Source organism: Pseudomonas sp. DWRC2-2, from assembly GCF_049897885.1.
GTDB classification, from domain to species: domain Bacteria; phylum Pseudomonadota; class Gammaproteobacteria; order Pseudomonadales; family Pseudomonadaceae; genus Aquipseudomonas; species Aquipseudomonas azotoformans_A.
The window spans coordinates 484,656-500,284 of the sequence record NZ_JAFCXD010000001.1; the positions used below are offsets into that span (position 1 = coordinate 484,656).

Annotated in this window: 16 protein-coding genes and 1 pseudogene; 12 read left to right on the plus strand and 5 right to left on the minus strand. The window is 62.9% G+C overall.

Features of this window, described 5'->3' with window-relative positions; genetic code table 11:
- Positions 1-2: 2 nt before the first annotated feature.
- Genes hpaE through hpaI form a run of 6 tightly spaced genes read left to right on the plus strand, consistent with a single transcriptional unit; the run spans position 3 to position 5,759 of the window.
- The gene (hpaE, locus tag ACP7EW_RS02445; protein WP_426215050.1) at positions 3-1,463 is read left to right on the plus strand and encodes a 5-carboxymethyl-2-hydroxymuconate semialdehyde dehydrogenase; all 1,461 of its coding nucleotides are present in this window, start codon (positions 3-5) and stop codon (positions 1,461-1,463) included.
- Positions 1,464-1,510: 47 nt separating this feature from the next.
- Complete coding sequence (hpaD, locus tag ACP7EW_RS02450) at positions 1,511-2,368, plus strand: 3,4-dihydroxyphenylacetate 2,3-dioxygenase (RefSeq protein ID WP_426215052.1); 858 nt, start codon at positions 1,511-1,513, stop codon at positions 2,366-2,368.
- Positions 2,369-2,383: 15 nt separating this feature from the next.
- The gene (locus ACP7EW_RS02455; protein ID WP_426215054.1) at positions 2,384-2,776 is read left to right on the plus strand and encodes a 5-carboxymethyl-2-hydroxymuconate isomerase; all 393 of its coding nucleotides are present in this window, start codon (positions 2,384-2,386) and stop codon (positions 2,774-2,776) included.
- A 46-nt stretch (positions 2,777-2,822) separates the two neighbouring features.
- Entirely contained in the window at positions 2,823-4,127 is a 1,305-nt protein-coding gene (locus ACP7EW_RS02460) for an MFS transporter (RefSeq protein ID WP_426215056.1), read from the plus strand.
- Between the two features lie 11 nt (positions 4,128-4,138).
- On the plus strand, positions 4,139-4,942 hold the full coding sequence (gene hpaH / locus ACP7EW_RS02465; RefSeq protein ID WP_269131261.1) for a 2-oxo-hept-4-ene-1,7-dioate hydratase: 804 nt from the start codon (positions 4,139-4,141) through the stop codon (positions 4,940-4,942).
- A 16-nt stretch (positions 4,943-4,958) separates the two neighbouring features.
- Positions 4,959-5,759, plus strand: a complete 801-nt coding sequence (gene hpaI, locus ACP7EW_RS02470) for a 4-hydroxy-2-oxoheptanedioate aldolase (protein ID WP_426215058.1) — start codon at positions 4,959-4,961, stop codon at positions 5,757-5,759.
- Between the two features lie 6 nt (positions 5,760-5,765).
- Here hpaI and hpaR read toward each other — a convergent pair whose 3' ends face one another.
- Positions 5,766-6,194 carry a homoprotocatechuate degradation operon regulator HpaR gene (hpaR, locus tag ACP7EW_RS02475; RefSeq protein WP_061449003.1) on the minus strand — a complete coding sequence of 143 codons (429 nt, stop codon included), beginning with the start codon at positions 6,192-6,194 and terminating at the stop codon, positions 5,766-5,768.
- A 206-nt stretch (positions 6,195-6,400) separates the two neighbouring features.
- Between hpaR and ACP7EW_RS02480 the strand changes: the two genes are divergently transcribed.
- From ACP7EW_RS02480 to ACP7EW_RS02500, 5 genes are read left to right on the plus strand one after another with little or no spacing between them, the layout of a single operon-like run.
- On the plus strand, positions 6,401-7,699 hold the full coding sequence (locus ACP7EW_RS02480; protein ID WP_426215060.1) for an NAD(P)/FAD-dependent oxidoreductase: 1,299 nt from the start codon (positions 6,401-6,403) through the stop codon (positions 7,697-7,699).
- A gap of 31 nt (positions 7,700-7,730) precedes the next feature.
- Positions 7,731-8,096 (plus strand): cupin domain-containing protein, encoded by a 366-nt coding sequence (locus ACP7EW_RS02485; RefSeq protein WP_061449004.1) that lies wholly within the window; start codon positions 7,731-7,733, stop codon positions 8,094-8,096.
- A gap of 13 nt (positions 8,097-8,109) precedes the next feature.
- Positions 8,110-8,931, plus strand: a complete 822-nt coding sequence (locus ACP7EW_RS02490) for a molybdenum cofactor biosynthesis F family protein (protein ID WP_426215062.1) — start codon at positions 8,110-8,112, stop codon at positions 8,929-8,931.
- Positions 8,924-9,724, plus strand: coding sequence for an SDR family NAD(P)-dependent oxidoreductase (locus ACP7EW_RS02495; protein WP_426215064.1), 801 nt, complete (start codon positions 8,924-8,926; stop codon positions 9,722-9,724). Before ACP7EW_RS02490 ends, ACP7EW_RS02495 begins: the two co-directional genes overlap by 8 nt.
- Positions 9,717-10,469: an SDR family oxidoreductase gene (locus ACP7EW_RS02500; protein ID WP_426215066.1), complete on the plus strand. Its 753-nt coding sequence runs from the start codon at positions 9,717-9,719 to the stop codon at positions 10,467-10,469. The genes ACP7EW_RS02495 and ACP7EW_RS02500 overlap by 8 nt, the downstream gene beginning before the upstream one ends.
- Positions 10,470-10,474: 5 nt before the next feature.
- Here the strand turns inward: ACP7EW_RS02500 and feaR are convergent, their stop codons facing one another.
- The 3 genes from feaR to ACP7EW_RS02515 all read right to left on the minus strand — a co-directional run bounded on the left by feaR (position 10,475) and on the right by ACP7EW_RS02515 (position 13,558).
- Positions 10,475-11,416 (minus strand): transcriptional regulator FeaR, encoded by a 942-nt coding sequence (gene feaR / locus ACP7EW_RS02505; protein ID WP_177112959.1) that lies wholly within the window; start codon positions 11,414-11,416, stop codon positions 10,475-10,477.
- A 113-nt stretch (positions 11,417-11,529) separates the two neighbouring features.
- Entirely contained in the window at positions 11,530-12,096 is a 567-nt protein-coding gene (locus ACP7EW_RS02510; RefSeq protein WP_426215068.1) for a DUF3156 family protein, read from the minus strand.
- Positions 12,059-13,558, minus strand: coding sequence for an APC family permease (locus tag ACP7EW_RS02515; RefSeq protein WP_426215070.1), 1,500 nt, complete (start codon positions 13,556-13,558; stop codon positions 12,059-12,061). The genes ACP7EW_RS02510 and ACP7EW_RS02515 overlap by 38 nt, the downstream gene beginning before the upstream one ends.
- A 217-nt stretch (positions 13,559-13,775) precedes the next feature.
- Here ACP7EW_RS02515 and ACP7EW_RS02520 point away from each other — a divergent pair, with 217 nt between their 5' ends.
- Positions 13,776-15,098, plus strand: a complete 1,323-nt coding sequence (locus tag ACP7EW_RS02520; protein WP_426215072.1) for a hypothetical protein — start codon at positions 13,776-13,778, stop codon at positions 15,096-15,098.
- A gap of 32 nt (positions 15,099-15,130) precedes the next feature.
- Here ACP7EW_RS02520 and ACP7EW_RS02525 read toward each other — a convergent pair.
- Positions 15,131-15,610, minus strand: a pseudogene (locus ACP7EW_RS02525) (flavin reductase family protein); the annotation flags it as partial.
- Positions 15,611-15,629 lie beyond the last annotated feature (19 nt).

Sequence of the window (15,629 nt, forward strand, 5' to 3'; positions counted from 1 at the left end):
GCATGATCAAACACTGGATCAACGGCCGCGAGGTCGAAAGCAAAGACACCTTCATCAACTACAATCCGGCCACCGGCGAAGCGATGGGTGAGGTTGCCAGCGGCGGTGCGCAAGAAGTCGCCCAAGCCGTGGCAGCCGCCAAAGAGGCCTTCCCCAAATGGGCCAACACCCCGGCCAAGGAGCGCGCACGCCTGATGCGCAAGCTGGGTGAATTGATCGAACAGAACGTGCCGCACCTGGCCGAGCTGGAAACCCTCGACACCGGCCTGCCGATCCACCAGACCAAGAACGTGCTGATCCCAAGGGCGTCGCACAACTTCGACTTCTTTGCCGAAGTCTGCACGCGCATGGACGGCCACAGCTACCCGGTAGACGACCAGATGCTCAACTACACGCTCTACCAACCGGTAGGCGTGTGCGGGTTGGTGTCGCCGTGGAACGTGCCGTTCATGACCGCCACCTGGAAGACCGCACCATGCCTGGCCTTGGGCAATACGGCGGTGTTGAAGATGTCGGAACTGTCGCCGCTGACCGCCAATGAACTGGGACGCCTGGCGGTGGAAGCCGGGATCCCCAACGGCGTGCTCAATGTGATCCAGGGTTACGGCGCCACGGCTGGCGACGCGCTGGTGCGCCATCCGGACGTGCGGGCAATTTCCTTTACCGGCGGCACCGCCACCGGCAAGAAGATCATGCAGACCGCCGGCCTGAAGAAGTACTCCATGGAGCTGGGCGGCAAGTCGCCGGTATTGATCTTTGAAGATGCCGACCTGGAACGCGCCCTTGATGCAGCCCTGTTCACCATTTTTTCCCTGAACGGCGAGCGCTGCACCGCCGGCAGCCGGATCTTTATCCAGGAAAGCGTCTACCCGCAGTTCATCGCCGAGTTCGCCGCCCGAGCCAAGCGCTTGATCGTCGGTGACCCACAAGACCCGAAGACCCAAGTCGGTTCGATGATCACCCAGGCGCATTACAACAAGGTCACCGGCTACATCAGGATTGGTCTCGAGGAAGGCGCCACCCTGCTTGCCGGCGGCCTGGAACGCCCGACCAACCTGCCGGCGCATTTGAGCAAAGGCCAGTTCATCCAGCCGACCGTGTTTGCCGACGTGAACAACAAGATGCGCATCGCCCAGGAAGAAATCTTCGGCCCGGTGGTGTGCCTGATCCCGTTCAAGGACGAAGCCGAGGCCCTGCAATTGGCCAATGACACCGAGTACGGCCTGGCCTCCTACATCTGGACCCAAGACATCGGCAAGGCCCATCGCCTGGCGCGCGGGATTGAAGCCGGCATGGTATTTATCAACAGCCAGAACGTACGCGACCTGCGCCAGCCGTTCGGCGGGGTCAAAGGCTCCGGCACCGGGCGTGAAGGCGGCCAGTACAGCTTCGAAGTGTTTGCCGAGATCAAGAACGTGTGCATTTCCATGGGCAGCCATCACATCCCGCGTTGGGGTGTGTAACGCCGGGTCATGCGCTCCAACAAAAATAATGAATCTGGAGAATCATCATGGGCGAAGTGGTCCTGGCGGCGAAGATCTGCCACGTACCGTCGATGTACCTGTCGGAACTGCCCGGCAAGCATCACGGCTGTCGCGAAGCGGCGATTGCCGGGCACAAGGAAATCGGCCGTCGCGCCCGCGAGCTGGGCGCCGACACGGCGGTGGTGTTCGACGTGCACTGGCTGGTCAACAGTGGTTACCACGTCAACTGTGGCGAGCAGTTCCAGGGCACCTACACCAGTAACGAGCTGCCGCACTTCATCAAGAACATGGACTACGCCTACCCCGGCTGCCCCGCGCTGGGCGAGTTGATCGCCGCCGAGGCCAACGCGGCCGGCGTGCGCAGCATGGCCCATAACATCCCGAGCCTGGAGCTGGAATACGGCACGCTGGTGCCCATGCGCTACATGCACATGGGTGTGCCGGAGGATGAGAAATTCAAAGTCATTTCCATCGCCGCCTGGTGCGCGTGGCATCGCCTGGAAGACAGCTTCGCATTCGGTGCCGCTGTGCGCCGGGCCATCGAAAAGAGCGACCGCAAGGTGCTGGTGCTGGCCTCCGGCTCGCTGTCCCACCGTTTTTCGGATGACCGCCAGGCCGAAGCAAACATCCACAACTGGACCCGCGAGTTCGACAAGCAGGTAGACCTGCATGTGGTGGAAATGTGGAAGCAAGGCCGCTTCAAGGCGTTCTGCGCGATGCTGCCGGACTACGCCGAACACTGCTTCGGCGAAGGCAAGATGCACGATACCGCCATGCTTTTGGGGCTGCTTGGTGGGCCGGATTATGCCAAGCCCGCAGAGATCATCACGCCGCCGTTCGGCAGTTCGGGCACCGGTCAGATCAACGCGATTTTCCCGCTGTAAACCTGGGAGAAACCCATGCCGCACTTTATCGCCGAGTACACCGACAACATCGAACAACAGGCCGACCTGCCCGGCCTGTTTGAACAGGTCCACCGCGTGCTGGGAGACAGTGGCGTGTTCCCCCTCGGCGGTATCCGCAGCCGTGGCGTGCGCCTGGACACCTGGCGCATGGCCGATGGCAAGCACGACTACGCCTTTGTGCACATGACCCTCAAGGTCGGCCACGGTCGCGACCTGGACACGCGCCAGGCAGTGGCCGAGGCGTTGTTTGCGGTGATCACCACGCACTTCGCCGAGCTGCAGGCGCAACGCTTGTTGGCGCTGTCGTTCGAGATGGTCGAGCTGCATCCACAGCTGAATTTCACGCAGAACAACGTGCATGCGTTCCTGAATAACCCGACGCGGTAGATCCCGTCGCTCCCCTCACGGCCTCTCAGACAAAAAGTACAACATCATGAGCACAGCCCAATCGACTGCCAGCCGTGTGCTGGCCGAGCACGACCGTACCCATCGTTCAGTGACCTGGCGCCTGATGCCTCTGTTGCTGGTGTGTTATCTGTTCGCCCACCTGGACCGCATCAACATCGGCTTCGCCAAGATGCAGATGAGCAGCGACCTGCACTTCAGCGACACGGTGTACGGCTTCGGCGCCGGGTTGTTCTTTATCGCCTATGCGCTGTTTGGCGTGCCGAGCAACCTGGCGCTGGACCGCGTCGGCCCCCGGCGCTGGATCGCCAGCCTGATGGTGGTGTGGGGATTGCTGTCCACCGGCATGCTGTGGGTGGAGAGCGCCCGGGGTTTCTATGTGCTGCGCTTTCTGCTGGGGGTGGCCGAGGCCGGTTTTTTCCCAGGCATCCTGGTGTTTCTCAACCGCTGGTACCCGGCACGCCGCCGCGCCCAGGTCACGGCGTTGTTTGCCATTGCGGTGCCCATGGCCGGCGTGCTGGGCGGGCCGTTGTCCGGGGCGATCCTTGAACATTTCCATGATGTAGGCGGCCTGCGCGGCTGGCAGTGGATGTTCCTGATCGAAGGCCTGCCGGTGGTGCTGCTCGGGCTGGTGGTGCTCAAGTGGTTGCCGGACGGTTTCGACTCGGTGCACTGGTTGACGGCCGAGCAAAAACTTCAGTTGCACACCCAACTGCGCAGCGAAGAACAGCGCAAGACCATCACCTCGTTCGGCGGCATCCTGCGCGACCCGCAGGTGTGGTTGCTGGTGGCGGTGTATTTCGCGGTGATGCTGGCGGTGAACACCCTGGCGTTCTGGATGCCCACGCTGATCCACGGCGCCGGTATCGGCCGCGACAGCCAGGTCGGCCTGCTCAGTGCCGTGCCGTACCTGGCCGGGTGTTTCTTCATGATCGGCCGCGGGCGTTCGTCCGACCGCCACCGCGAACGTCGCTGGCACCTGTGCGTGCCGCTGCTGATGGCCGCCGTCGGCATCGCCGTGGCCGGCCTGGCGCCGGGAAATCCATTGCTGGTGATGGTCGGGTTGGTCGTCGCTGGCATGGGCGCCAGCGCGGCCTTGCCAATGTTCTGGCAACTGCCGCCAGCGTTTCTCTCCAACACCACCCAGGCGGCCGGCATCGCCATGATCAGCTCGTTCGGTAGCGTCGCCGCGTTCCTCGCGCCCTACCTGATCGGCTGGATGCGCGACGCCACCCAGAGCGCCAGCCTGGCGCTGTACGTACTCGCTGTATTTATCGCCCTCGGCGGCCTGCTGGTGCTGCGCACCCACGCTGCCATCGTCAATCCCCGTTAAGGACCGTTGCCATGCTCGACTCCCAGCAAATTCTTGCGGCCGCTGCCCACCTGGACCGCGCCGAACGCAGCCGCGAACAGGTGCGCCAGTTTTCCCTCGACTACCCCGGCATCACCCTTGAGGACGCCTACGCCATCCAGCGCGCCTGGGTTGCGCAAAAAATCCAGGACGGCCGTACGCTGAAGGGCCACAAGATCGGCCTCACCTCGCGGGCCATGCAGGTCTCGTCAAACATCACCGAACCGGACTACGGCGCCCTGCTCGATGACATGTTCTTCGACGAAGGCAGCGACATTCCCTTCGAACGTTTCATCGTGCCGCGGGTGGAAGTGGAGCTGGCGTTTATCCTCGGCAAACCCCTCAAGGGCCCGAACTGCACGGTGTTCGATGTGCTCGACGCCACCGAATGGGTGATCCCCGCGCTGGAAATCATCGACGCGCGCATCCAGCAGGTCGACCCGCACACCCACGCGACGCGCAAGGTCTTCGACACCATCTCCGACAACGCGGCGAATGCCGGCGTGGTGCTGGGTGGCCGTGCCGTGCGCCCCACCGAGATCGACCTGCGCAAAGTGCCGGCGGTGCTGTACCGCAATGGCGTGATCGAGGAATCCGGCGTTTCCGCCGCCGTGCTCAACCACCCGGCCAAGGGCGTGGCCTGGCTGGCAAACAAACTGGCGCCCTATGACGTGACCCTGCTGCCGGGGCAAATCATCCTCGGTGGCTCGTTTACGCGCCCGGTCGCGGCCCGCCCTGGCGACACCTTCCACGTCGACTACGACCTGCTCGGCTCGATTGCCTGCCGCTTTGTCTGAACCCTGGAGGATTGTCATGGACATGCCCATCAACCGCTTCAAACAACGCCTGCGCAACGGCGACGTACAGATTGGCCTGTGGCTCGGCCTGGCCGACGCCTATTGCGCGGAACTGGCCGCCAACGCCGGTTTCGACTGGCTGCTGATCGACGGCGAACACGCGCCCAACCACCTGCGCGGCATGCTCGCCCAGTTGCAGGCCGTGGCGCCCTACCCCAGCCAGGCGCTGATTCGCCCGGTGATCGGCGACAGTGCGTTGATCAAGCAACTACTGGACATCGGCGCCCAGACCCTGCTGGTGCCCATGGTCGAAAGCGCCGCCCAGGCCCGCGAACTGGTGCGTGCGATGCGTTATCCACCCCAAGGGATCCGGGGTGTGGGCAGTGCACTGGCGCGGGCTTCACGTTGGAACAGCATCCCTGGCTACCTCGATCTGGCGGATGAACAGATGTGCCTGCTGGTGCAGATCGAAAACCTTGAGGGCCTGGCGAACCTGGATGAGATTGCCGCCGTCGAGGGCGTAGACGGCGTGTTCATCGGCCCGGCGGATTTGAGTGCGTCGATGGGGCATCGCGGCAATCCTGGGCATCCCGAGGTGCAGGCGGCGATTGAGCACGCCATCGGGCGCATCGTGCAGTCGGGCAAGGCGGCGGGCATACTCAGTGCGGATGAAAACCTGGCGCGGCGCTACATCGAGTTGGGCGCGACGTTTGTCGCAGTCGGTGTGGACACCACGGTGTTGATGCGCGGGTTGCAGGCGCTGGCCGGGACATTCAAAGGCGCGCCGGCGCCACCCCATGGCGTCGGCGTGTATTGAAGCCGCTCAACGCTTGAGGTTGATGTTCTTCAAGTCATCCAGCAGACCCAACAGGGTCTGCAACTTCTCCTCGCCCAACTGATCCTGCAAACGCTGGTAGTTGGCCTCCATGCATTGGCTCATGGACTCGAAACTCGCCTTGCCCTTGTCGGCCAATGTCACCAGCACCCGGCGCTGGTCCTGCTCGGCTTTGCGCCGGTGCACCATGCCGGCGGTTTCCATGCGTACCAGCACGCCGGTCATGCTCGGCTTGAGGATGCAGGCCAGTTCCGCCAACTGGTAGATCTCCAGCTCACCGTACTGTTCAAGGATGCGGATGATCCGCCATTGCTGTTCGGTCAGGCCGTGTTCGTTCAAGGACGGACGGAAAAAACTCATCGCGGCTTCGCGGGCTTGCAGCAGGGTCAAAGTCAGGGACTGGCGAGGTTTGAGCATAGGATCAGGGTCACGAAGTATTTAGTTAATAATTTAACGAAACTCTAGCATTCCCGGCCGGCGAGCGCGCTATAACTTGTCTAGCGCACCGCCCATGGCGCGCAGAATCAAAAGCCTGGGCACGCAGGATCAAGACTTCCACCCCGCCAGGGCCCCTAATGGAGGCATCCGCTTTAGAGCCTTCCTTCACCTTTTCAGGCTGCGCCATGATCAACATCGAAACCCCCACATATTACACCGCTACCAAGAAATACAACCTCAGCTTCCCGACCCTGGAACAGGACATCGACGCCGATGTGGTGGTGATCGGCGGCGGTTTCTCCGGCATCAACACGGCCCTGGAACTGGCGGAAAAAGGCATCACCAATATCGTCGTGCTTGAAGCGCGTTACCTGGGCTTCGGTGGCACCGGCCGCAATGGCGGGCAGATCATGGCGGGCATCGGCCATGACCTGGAGAAGATCAAGAAAGACGTCGGCGAAGACGGCCTGCGCCAGGTGTTCGAGATCAGCGACCTGGGCGCCGACATCATCAAGAGCCGCATCGCCAAGTACAACATCGACGCGGACTTCTGCCACGGCTACGGCTACATGGGCTTCAACGCCCGCCAGGAAAAAACCCTGCGCGCCTGGGAAAAGGACTTCAAGTCGATCAACAGCCAGCACGAGATCCGCTTTCTCGGCGGCGCCGACGTGCAGCAGATCATTGGTTCCAAAGCCTACAGCAGCGCCCTGCTGCACATGGGCGGCGGGCACGTGCATTCGCTGAACCTGTTGCTGGGCGAAGCCACCGCACTGGCCAGCCATGGCGTGCGGATTTTCGAGAACAGCCCGGCGTTGGAGGTCAGCTACGGCGAGCGCATCACCGTGCGCACCGGGCGCGGTTCGGTGCGCGCCAGCAAGTTGCTGTGGGCCTGTGACAGTTTCCTCAACAAGCTGGAGCCGGAGCTGCACCGTTCGACCATCAACACCTACGCGTTCCAGATGATGACCGAGCCATTGTCCGAGGAGCTGATCCAGCGCATCAGCCCGATTCGCGGGGCCTACAGCGACATCCGCCCGGTGATCGACTACTACCGCGTCACCAACGAGAACCGTCTGCTGTTCGGCGCCGCTACGCCGCTGGTGGAGCATATTCCCGGCGACCTCAAGGCGTGGAACCGCAACCTCATGCTGAAGATCTTCCCCTACCTCAAGGACGTGAAGATCGACCTGGCCTGGGGCGGTCCCATGGCGTGCAGCCCCAACCTGTTCCCGCAGATCGGCACCTTGTCGGGGCGCAGCAACGCGTTTTTCGTGCAGGGCTATTCCGGCTTCGGCGTGACCCCCAGTCACATTATCTGCAAGGTCCTGGCCGAAGGCATGAGCGAAGGCTCGGCGCGCTATGACCTGGTCAGTTCGATTCATCGCCCGACCATCCTCGGCAAGGACGCGATCCGTCCCTTGCTGCTGACAGCGGGCAAATCCTGGCACCAACTTTCCGGTTATTGGAACGGGCGCCGCTAACCCCCTTTTTTCCTCATCAGGAGCAACCGCCATGACCCTCACTACGCTCAAACACAACATCCAGCTGTCGGAACTCGACCCCTGGGGCACCGTGGCCGACCTCGGCTCGCAGATTCTCGAAGGCGAAGTGCGTGCCTTCGGCAAGATGACCTTCGGCGCGCCCACCGACCCGGTCAGCAGCGCCTATTTCGGCACCACCCAGGGCAAGTTCCGCATGGTCTACCCGTTCACCGAACAAGCCACGGTGGTCACCGGCGAAGTGCTGCTCACCGACGAGTCCACCGGCCAAACCACGCGCTACAAAAGCGGTGATAGCTGGTTCGTGACCAAGGGCACGCCGGTGTTGTGGGAAGTGCTCAGCGAAAGCTTCGTCAAACACTACTTTGCCGTTGTGTAAGGGAGACGTGGCCATGACGAGTTCTTCTGACTGGATCACCGTCGGCGCGCTGGCCGACGGTTTCGCCCCGGACGCGTTCATCCTGCCCAACCTCGCCGAATTGGCGGGCCAGACCTTCACCCTGCACTTCGCCAACGGCTGGCAGATCGAGCACCGCTTCGAGCAGGACCGCCTGGCCTGGCACGCTGCCGACGGCCACTCCAGCGGCAGTGCGGCGTACCGCGCCACTTCGATCCGTCCAGGCCTGTATTTGGTCGATTTCATCAAGCATGAGGCCGGGCACAGTTGGTCGATCAGCCTGGTGCTGGACACGCCGAATGCCTCATTCACTGCAGTGATCGGGCGCCTGCCTGAACCGGCTGAAACCCACGAAGGTCTTTATCACCGCGCCCTCGCCGGTAAACCGCTGACCTCGGTCGAAGTGGACTTCCTCCACGGCAGCCTCGACCGCCCATGGCTGGCCGGCCTCTGCCTGCATGCACCGACCGACGAACTGGTTGGCCTACGCAACCGATACCGCTACAGCCCCAGCGAAGTCTACGAACACATCTACCTCAACGAGCGCTTCTACGTCTGGCAGTGCCTCAAGGGCGTGGAGCACGGCCTGTGCGACACCGACCGCTGCCATTACTACAAGATCGCCGAGCAGCTGTACCTGTTCGTGTGGCAGGAGAAGATCGTGCCTACCCTCGGCCTGGTGCTGATCGACCTGCAGCAGCACCGCAGTGACGGCAAGATATTCGGTTATGCGGGCGCGTCCTTCGATGCGCTGTCGAACTTCCCGATCAGTTCGTATTGCCAGGTGCTCAACCGTACGGAGTATCCCGATGACTGAGCCGCGCACGGTGGTGATCACCGGCGCCGGTACGGGCATCGGCGCCGCGTGTGCCCGCCTGTATGCCCAGGAAGGTGCACGCCTGGTGCTGATCGGCCGGCGGCGTGAGCCACTGGAACAGGTGGCGCAGGACACTGGCGGCCTGATCCTGGTGGGCGATGCCGCCTGCCCGCAGACTTGGGAAGGGTTTATCCAACAGATCCGCGAGCGTTATGGACGCCTTGATGTGCTGCTGGCCTGTGCCGGCGGGCATGGCCTGGGCAGCGCGACCCAGACCAGCCCAACCACCTGGGAAAGCGCCCTGCGCAGCAACCTGGACAGCGCGTTCTACAGCGCCCGCGCCTGCCTGCCACTGTTGCAGGAAAGCACGGGGACTATCGTGCTGATCGGCTCCATCGCCTCCCTGGCGGCGGGGCCCGAGGTGTGCGGCTACACCACGGCCAAACATGCGTTGCTCGGGCTCAATCGCTCGCTGGCGCGGGACTATGGGCCGCACGGTGTGCGAGTGAACGCGGTGTGCCCCGGCTGGGTGCACACGCCCATGGCCGATGCGGAGATGCAGCCGTTGATGGATGCCTATGGCGACACCTTGCAGCAAGCCTATGACCGGGTCTGCGCCGACGTGCCACTGCGCCGTGCGGCCAGTGCCGAAGAGATCGCCAAGGTGTGTCGCTTCCTGGCCTCCAGTGATGCATCGATCATTACCGGAGCGACGTTGGTAGCAGACGGCGGTTCAAGCATTGTCGATGTACCCACCCTGGCGTTCGCTCACTTGGAGAATGCCCATGCGTGACCTGGATTTCAGCGGGCAAGTGGTGCTGGTCACCGGCGGCGCTCAGGGAATCGGCCGGGGCATCGTCGAGGCGTTTGCCCTGCGTGGCGCGCAGGTGGTGATTGCTGATCGCCAGTTGGAACAGGCTCAGGCCGTGGCGACCGAGTTGTGCGCGCAGGGCTATCGGGTTGAAGCAGCAGGCGTCGACCTGGCCGAAGCACAGGCGGTGTTCGAGTGCGTTCAAGGGCTGCCACAACTGGATATCCTGGTACACAACGCCGGGTATTTTCCGCTGACGGCCTTTGAAGACGTCACCCCGGACATCCTGCATCGCACGTTGGCAGTCAACCTGTCGGCGCTGTTCTGGCTGACCCAGGCTGCGTTGCCGGCGTTTCGCGAACAAGGCCGAGGCTGCGTGCTGGTGACCTCTTCGGTGACCGGCAACCGTGTCGGTTATCCGGGCCTCAGTCACTACGCGGCGTCCAAGGCCGGGGTCAACGGTTTTATCCGCAACGCGGCGCTGGAGCTGGCGCCGTTGAAGGTGCGGGTCAATGGCGTGGAACCGGGCATGATCGCCACACCGGCGATGGGTAACCTGGGTGATACGACGCTGAATGACAGCATCGCCAGCCGCGTGCCACTTGGGCGCCTGGGCGAGGCGGCGGATATCGCCGGGGCCATGCTGTTCCTCGCCTCCGACCTCGCCAGCTACATCACCGGGCAGACCCTGGTGGTGGACGGTGGGTCCACCCTGCCAGAAGTCTGACCCGCCTACGCCCCCACCGCCTGCATCCGGCTCGACCGGAAATCCTTGGGCGACACCTCGAATTGCTTCTTGAACGACCGGCTGAAATGCGCCGAATCGGTAAAACCCCACTTGTAGGCAATCGAGGTGATCGACTCACTGCGCAGGAACGGGTTGGTCAAGTCATCCGCACTGCGTTTGAGCCGAGCGCGCTGGATGTAGCGGCAGACGCTGTCGTCCTGCTCTTCAAACAGACGGTACAGGTGGCGTACCGAGATGTTCAGCCGATTGGCCAGGCCGATCGGGCTGAGGCCGGGCTGGCTCAGGGATTCATCGATGACCTTCTGCACATAGCTGCGCAGGTTGTTGCCCTGCAACAGTGCCAAGCCTTCGCGGCATTCGTCGCCCTGCTCCAGCGCCGAGCCGAGCAGCGACACGAAAGCGCTTTGCAGCGCCTCCACTTCACCTGCGCCGTCTTCGGTGTCGTCCTTGCAGAGTTGGTCCATCAGCACATGCAGCATGCGTCCGCAGGCCTTGGTCGAGGAGATCTTGCCGAAGGCGCGCGCGTCGCCGCCCAGGTGCTTGCACACTTGCGGGCGTGACAGGGACAGCGAGGCGTGTTCGATGAGGCCGAAGGGGGTGATTTCGATGGAGCCTACCGAGTCCATCAGCAGCATCTCGCCGGGGGCCAGTTGCAGGGTCTGGCCGTTTTGCACGATCTGTGAGTAACCGCTGCGTTGGCTGACGAGGAAGCAATCCTGGTCGTTGTCGTGGTCGGCGTGGTGCGCCGGGCGTTTGATCAGCCCGGCATTGGTGCGCAGGAGAGCGACGCCGCGTGGCAGGTCTTTGATCTCGCCGATGAACAGTGAGCGGTTGAATGCCAGTTCGGTGTCGAAGTAACCGCACGCGGCGCGTAGGTCGCGGGTCCAGGTGTCCAGCCCGTCGTGGGCATGCTGTGGGATGCTCATGGGGTGTCTCCGCAATGGATTCTTTTTGTTGTTCTGGCGCAATAGTTAACATGTTATCTATATGTGCGCAACAACAACCTGTTTGCCCTTTGCAGAAGCACTAATGATGCCAATCAGAGGTTCAACAGCACTCGATTCAATCCGGCCAGCGCCGCGAGTAAATGACTGCGTTGCGCGGGGCTTAATGCGATGTAGCGTCGAAAGGCGGGTAAACGATTGACCACCTCACTGCCGCCCATATGCTCCAGGCGCACGCACCATTGCTGACCTTGCAGTTCGATGCGCAGGCGCTTGAAATCCAGTGGCATCATTGCCTGGAACAGCGCGGTGTCCGCTAGTAATCGCGCCTGTAATTCACGGCACAGGGTCTGGTTTCCGGAACGGCGCCTGACACGAATGCCAGTGCGTCGAATCGCGCCGCCATGGTGCACCTCGAAGCTCGCGGTGCCTCCTGTCGCGGTGGGTACACGCAGTACGAACTCTGTCAGCACCAGGTGCATCAACAACTGCGACTCGGTGCGCTCGACTATCTCGAACGCCACGCCGTCCACTTCAAGTGTCGCCAACCCGAGGTTGCGCCGCAGGTGCGCCAGGGTCACTCCCGGTCGATAGCCTGCCGGCGCGCGCTCGGCGCGAAACAGTTCAAACAGTCTTTGCCGCAAAGTCGCCATAACGCTCATCGGCCAGCTCCGGTTGATGACTGAATTCCTTTGCCAACACGTCCTCCACGCAAGCTGGCTTGAAGGGGTTGACCTTTTGCACCACCAGGGTCCAGAACAGCGCGTACGCGGCGGTGCCGCCCAACATCACACCGAACGGCACGTAGATGTCCGCCGGGTTCATGCCCGGCGGCGTGATGAACCACATGCCGAGCAGGATGCCGATGCTCGACACGATCTGTGGCAGTGGGAACCACGGCGAGCGATACGCCCGTGGCAGGTCCGGCCGACGGATGCGCAGGCTCACCACCGAGATCGTCACCAGCAGGTAGGCAAAGCTCCACGCACACACCGCCGCCAGCACCAGGTGCATGATGTTGTCGGTGTTGCCGCCCAGGTACAGCGCGTGCAGGCAAGGAATCAGCATCGCCACCAGGATGCACAGCAGCGGCGTCTTGAAGCGTGGGTGCAGGTAGGTGAAAACTTTGGGCAACGCGCCGTCCACCGCCATGCCGTAGAGAATGCGTGGCACGCCGGCCATCAAGGTGTTGATGGTAGCTGCGCCGGCAAACAGGAAGCCGATGCCCAGCCAGAGCGGACCGATTTGGCCCATCACCTGCTCGGCGAATTTGGGGATGGCCATGGGCGTGTCCAGCAGGTGCACGCCGGAGGCGGCATCGAGTACCACGTTTTCGACTTGGCGTTTCATTGCCGCGCCGTAGATGAACATGCACGTGGCCACGCCCATCAGCCCCAGCATCATGGCGCGCGGCATGACCTTGGCCGATTGGCGCAGGTCTGGTGCCAGGGGTGTGACGAACTCGCAGCCGACGAACATGAACATCGCCATGCCCACCAGCGATAGCACGGTGATCAGCTCGGTGCCCACCAGCGACTCACCGAACCAACCGTCCAGCTGCGCGGCGGGCGCGGCGATCAGGCCCAGCACGCCGAACACCATCAAGGTGGTCCACATGCCGAAGGTGAGGATGATTTCCGCTCGGCCAAATGCGCTGACGCCAAACGCATTCAGCACACCAAAGACGATCACAAAGCCGACGCCCAGCAACCACGAACCGCCGGCCGACTCGGCCAAGGTGTTGAGGTGTTCGAAGTTCACCAGGGCCATGACCCCGGACAGGATGGTTTCGGCGGTGCCGGCGAACACATGCACGATCAGGTACGCCGACAAGGTGCCGGTGATCGCGAAAAACCGTCCCATGCCGCAGTTGATGTAGTCGTACACCGAGCCGGTGGTGGGCAGGATCGAGGCGGCCTCGGCGAAGGTGGTGGCCTGGGCGAGCATCATCACCACGGCGATCAGCATCGCCAGGGCGAACGCACTGCCGCCGATGCCAAAGCCCATGGTGGCGGTGAGGATCACCGGGCTGGCCATGATCAGGCCAATGGTGCTGGCCAAGGCGGTGGGGAAACCTACCGTGCCTCGGTTGAGGTGCGCGGTGAGTCGGTCGTTGATCGACATGATGGGGTCCTCGAAAGCGGTTTTTTTTAATGTGTCAGCACTCTGCGCCCCACTCGAGTTGATCGTCTTGCCCCTGTCTGCCGCCGGTTTTGTTGCTCCCTGCCACAGCGTAGGGCGTGGCGGCCTGGGTCAATTCCCTGGCACGCAGAGAAAAGACTTCGCCCCCCGCGCTCGCCCTAATGCGCCCTCACTCTTAACCAAGATGGGGACAATAACAATGGAGCACACACTGAAAAATCGTCGCCTGCGCCAGGCGGTCGGCCTGGGCATTGCGCTGCTGATGGGCCAGGCCCAGGCCATCGAGTTGTATGCCGATGCCGACACCACGGTCACCGGCAACTTCCTCGCCGTGTACGGGATGTTCAACAGCCCGAAGAACTACGATGGGCGCAGCGGCGGTTCCACCTGGCGTGAGGCCTTTATCAAATATGGCCTGAGCGTGGACCAGAGCTTCGGCGCCTTGGGCGGCGTGTATGGCACGGCCAACCTGGTGAGTTCCGGCACCTGGGGCGATGGCGATGCATCCGGGGTCACCACGGGCAAGGAACGCACCACCAAGTTTGACGAAGCTTTTGCCGGCTGGCGCTCCGGCGATCTGTTCCCGGCCTTGGGCAAGGACGGCGTGGACCTGTCGTTCGGCCGCCAAATCATCATGCTGGGCGACGGTTTCCTGATCAATGATGACGGCCCCAACCTCGGCAAGGGCGTGGGCGATGGGGAGTTCAACCGTGGCGGCGCGTACTACATCGCCGCGCGTCATGCGTTCGACAAGACCGCCGTGATCCGCCTGGGTGGCAAGGACGGCGTGCATGGCAGCCTGATGTGGATCAAGTCCGACAACCCCGCCCAGGCCATGACCGAAATGGCCGCCGGCACCCTGGAATACAGCGCAGCGCCGGGCACCCTCGGGCTCACCTACATTCACGGCATCGACGTGGACGAGCGCTTCGCCAGCGACGTGCAGCGCCAACGCAAGGGCATGAACCTCTACAGCCTGCGCGGCGCCGGCAATGCCGGTATCGACAACGCGCACTTCGCCTTTGAACTAGCCCGCCAGGACCGCCGCGACAGCCAGCAGAACGCCGGTTACGCCGAAGCCGGCTACACCTTCGCCGACCTGCCCTGGTCGCCAGACCTGACCTACCGCTACGCGCGCTATTCAAAGAACTGGGACGGGATGTTCGCAGGCTTCAACCGGGGCTACGGCACCTGGGTGCAGGGTGAAGTGGCCGGCAACTACTCGGGCCCCTACAACACCAACACCTCAGTGCAGCACGTGGGCTTCAAGGTCAAACCGCTGGAAAACCTTACCCTCGGCGCGTTGTTCTTCGACTACAACACGGTCAGCACCCGTGGCCAACTCAATCTGGATGGCCGCGAGCTGGACCTGTACGCCGAGTGGGCGGTGAACGAGCACCTGATCATCACGCCGCTGCTGGGCCTCTACAAGCCCAACAAGGATGCCGAGACCGGCGGCAACCAGGTCGGTGGCAACGGCACCAACGTCTACAGTCAGTTGGTGGTCGCCGTGCCGTTCTGAACCGTCTCGGGCGCGCACGGACGCAGCGCCTGGACCTCGGCATAAGCGCCCTGGTGATACAGCAGTGGCGCACGCCCGAAGTCATCAAAGGCCACCACCTTGCCGATCATGATCCAGTGGTCGCCGCCGTCCACCTGCTGGTATTTCTCGCAGTGGAACCGCGCCGAGCAATCGGCGAATACCGGCGAGCCACCCTCCCCCGGTTCGTACTCGATCAGGGCGAAACGGTCTTCACGGGGGCGCGCAAAGTTGTTGGACAAATGCACCTGGTCAGCGGCCAGCACATTCACCGCAAAATGGCTGGCCTCTTCGAACACTTCATGGCTGTTGGAGCGTTTGTCGATGCTCCACAACACCAGCGGCGGGTCGAGGGACACCGAGTTGAAACTGTTGGCGGTCACGCCCACCTTGCGCCCGGACGCGGTGGCGGCGGTGACCACGGTTACGCCGGTGGCAAAGTTGCCCAGGGCACGGCGAAAGGCCCGTGGGTCGAAACGGCAGCTGTCAGACATGCAAGACTCCCGGGCGCCA

Coding starts and splice junctions, on each gene's coding strand:
- hpaE (WP_426215050.1), top strand. CDS start 3: ATGATCAAACACTGGATCAACGGCCGCGAGGTCGAAAGCAAAGACACC.
- hpaD (WP_426215052.1), top strand. CDS start 1,511: ATGGGCGAAGTGGTCCTGGCGGCGAAGATCTGCCACGTACCGTCGATG.
- ACP7EW_RS02455 (WP_426215054.1), top strand. CDS start 2,384: ATGCCGCACTTTATCGCCGAGTACACCGACAACATCGAACAACAGGCC.
- ACP7EW_RS02460 (WP_426215056.1), top strand. CDS start 2,823: ATGAGCACAGCCCAATCGACTGCCAGCCGTGTGCTGGCCGAGCACGAC.
- hpaH (WP_269131261.1), top strand. CDS start 4,139: ATGCTCGACTCCCAGCAAATTCTTGCGGCCGCTGCCCACCTGGACCGC.
- hpaI (WP_426215058.1), top strand. CDS start 4,959: ATGGACATGCCCATCAACCGCTTCAAACAACGCCTGCGCAACGGCGAC.
- hpaR (WP_061449003.1), bottom strand. CDS start 6,194: ATGCTCAAACCTCGCCAGTCCCTGACTTTGACCCTGCTGCAAGCCCGC.
- ACP7EW_RS02480 (WP_426215060.1), top strand. CDS start 6,401: ATGATCAACATCGAAACCCCCACATATTACACCGCTACCAAGAAATAC.
- ACP7EW_RS02485 (WP_061449004.1), top strand. CDS start 7,731: ATGACCCTCACTACGCTCAAACACAACATCCAGCTGTCGGAACTCGAC.
- ACP7EW_RS02490 (WP_426215062.1), top strand. CDS start 8,110: ATGACGAGTTCTTCTGACTGGATCACCGTCGGCGCGCTGGCCGACGGT.
- ACP7EW_RS02495 (WP_426215064.1), top strand. CDS start 8,924: ATGACTGAGCCGCGCACGGTGGTGATCACCGGCGCCGGTACGGGCATC.
- ACP7EW_RS02500 (WP_426215066.1), top strand. CDS start 9,717: ATGCGTGACCTGGATTTCAGCGGGCAAGTGGTGCTGGTCACCGGCGGC.
- feaR (WP_177112959.1), bottom strand. CDS start 11,416: ATGAGCATCCCACAGCATGCCCACGACGGGCTGGACACCTGGACCCGC.
- ACP7EW_RS02510 (WP_426215068.1), bottom strand. CDS start 12,096: ATGAGCGTTATGGCGACTTTGCGGCAAAGACTGTTTGAACTGTTTCGC.
- ACP7EW_RS02515 (WP_426215070.1), bottom strand. CDS start 13,558: ATGTCGATCAACGACCGACTCACCGCGCACCTCAACCGAGGCACGGTA.
- ACP7EW_RS02520 (WP_426215072.1), top strand. CDS start 13,776: ATGGAGCACACACTGAAAAATCGTCGCCTGCGCCAGGCGGTCGGCCTG.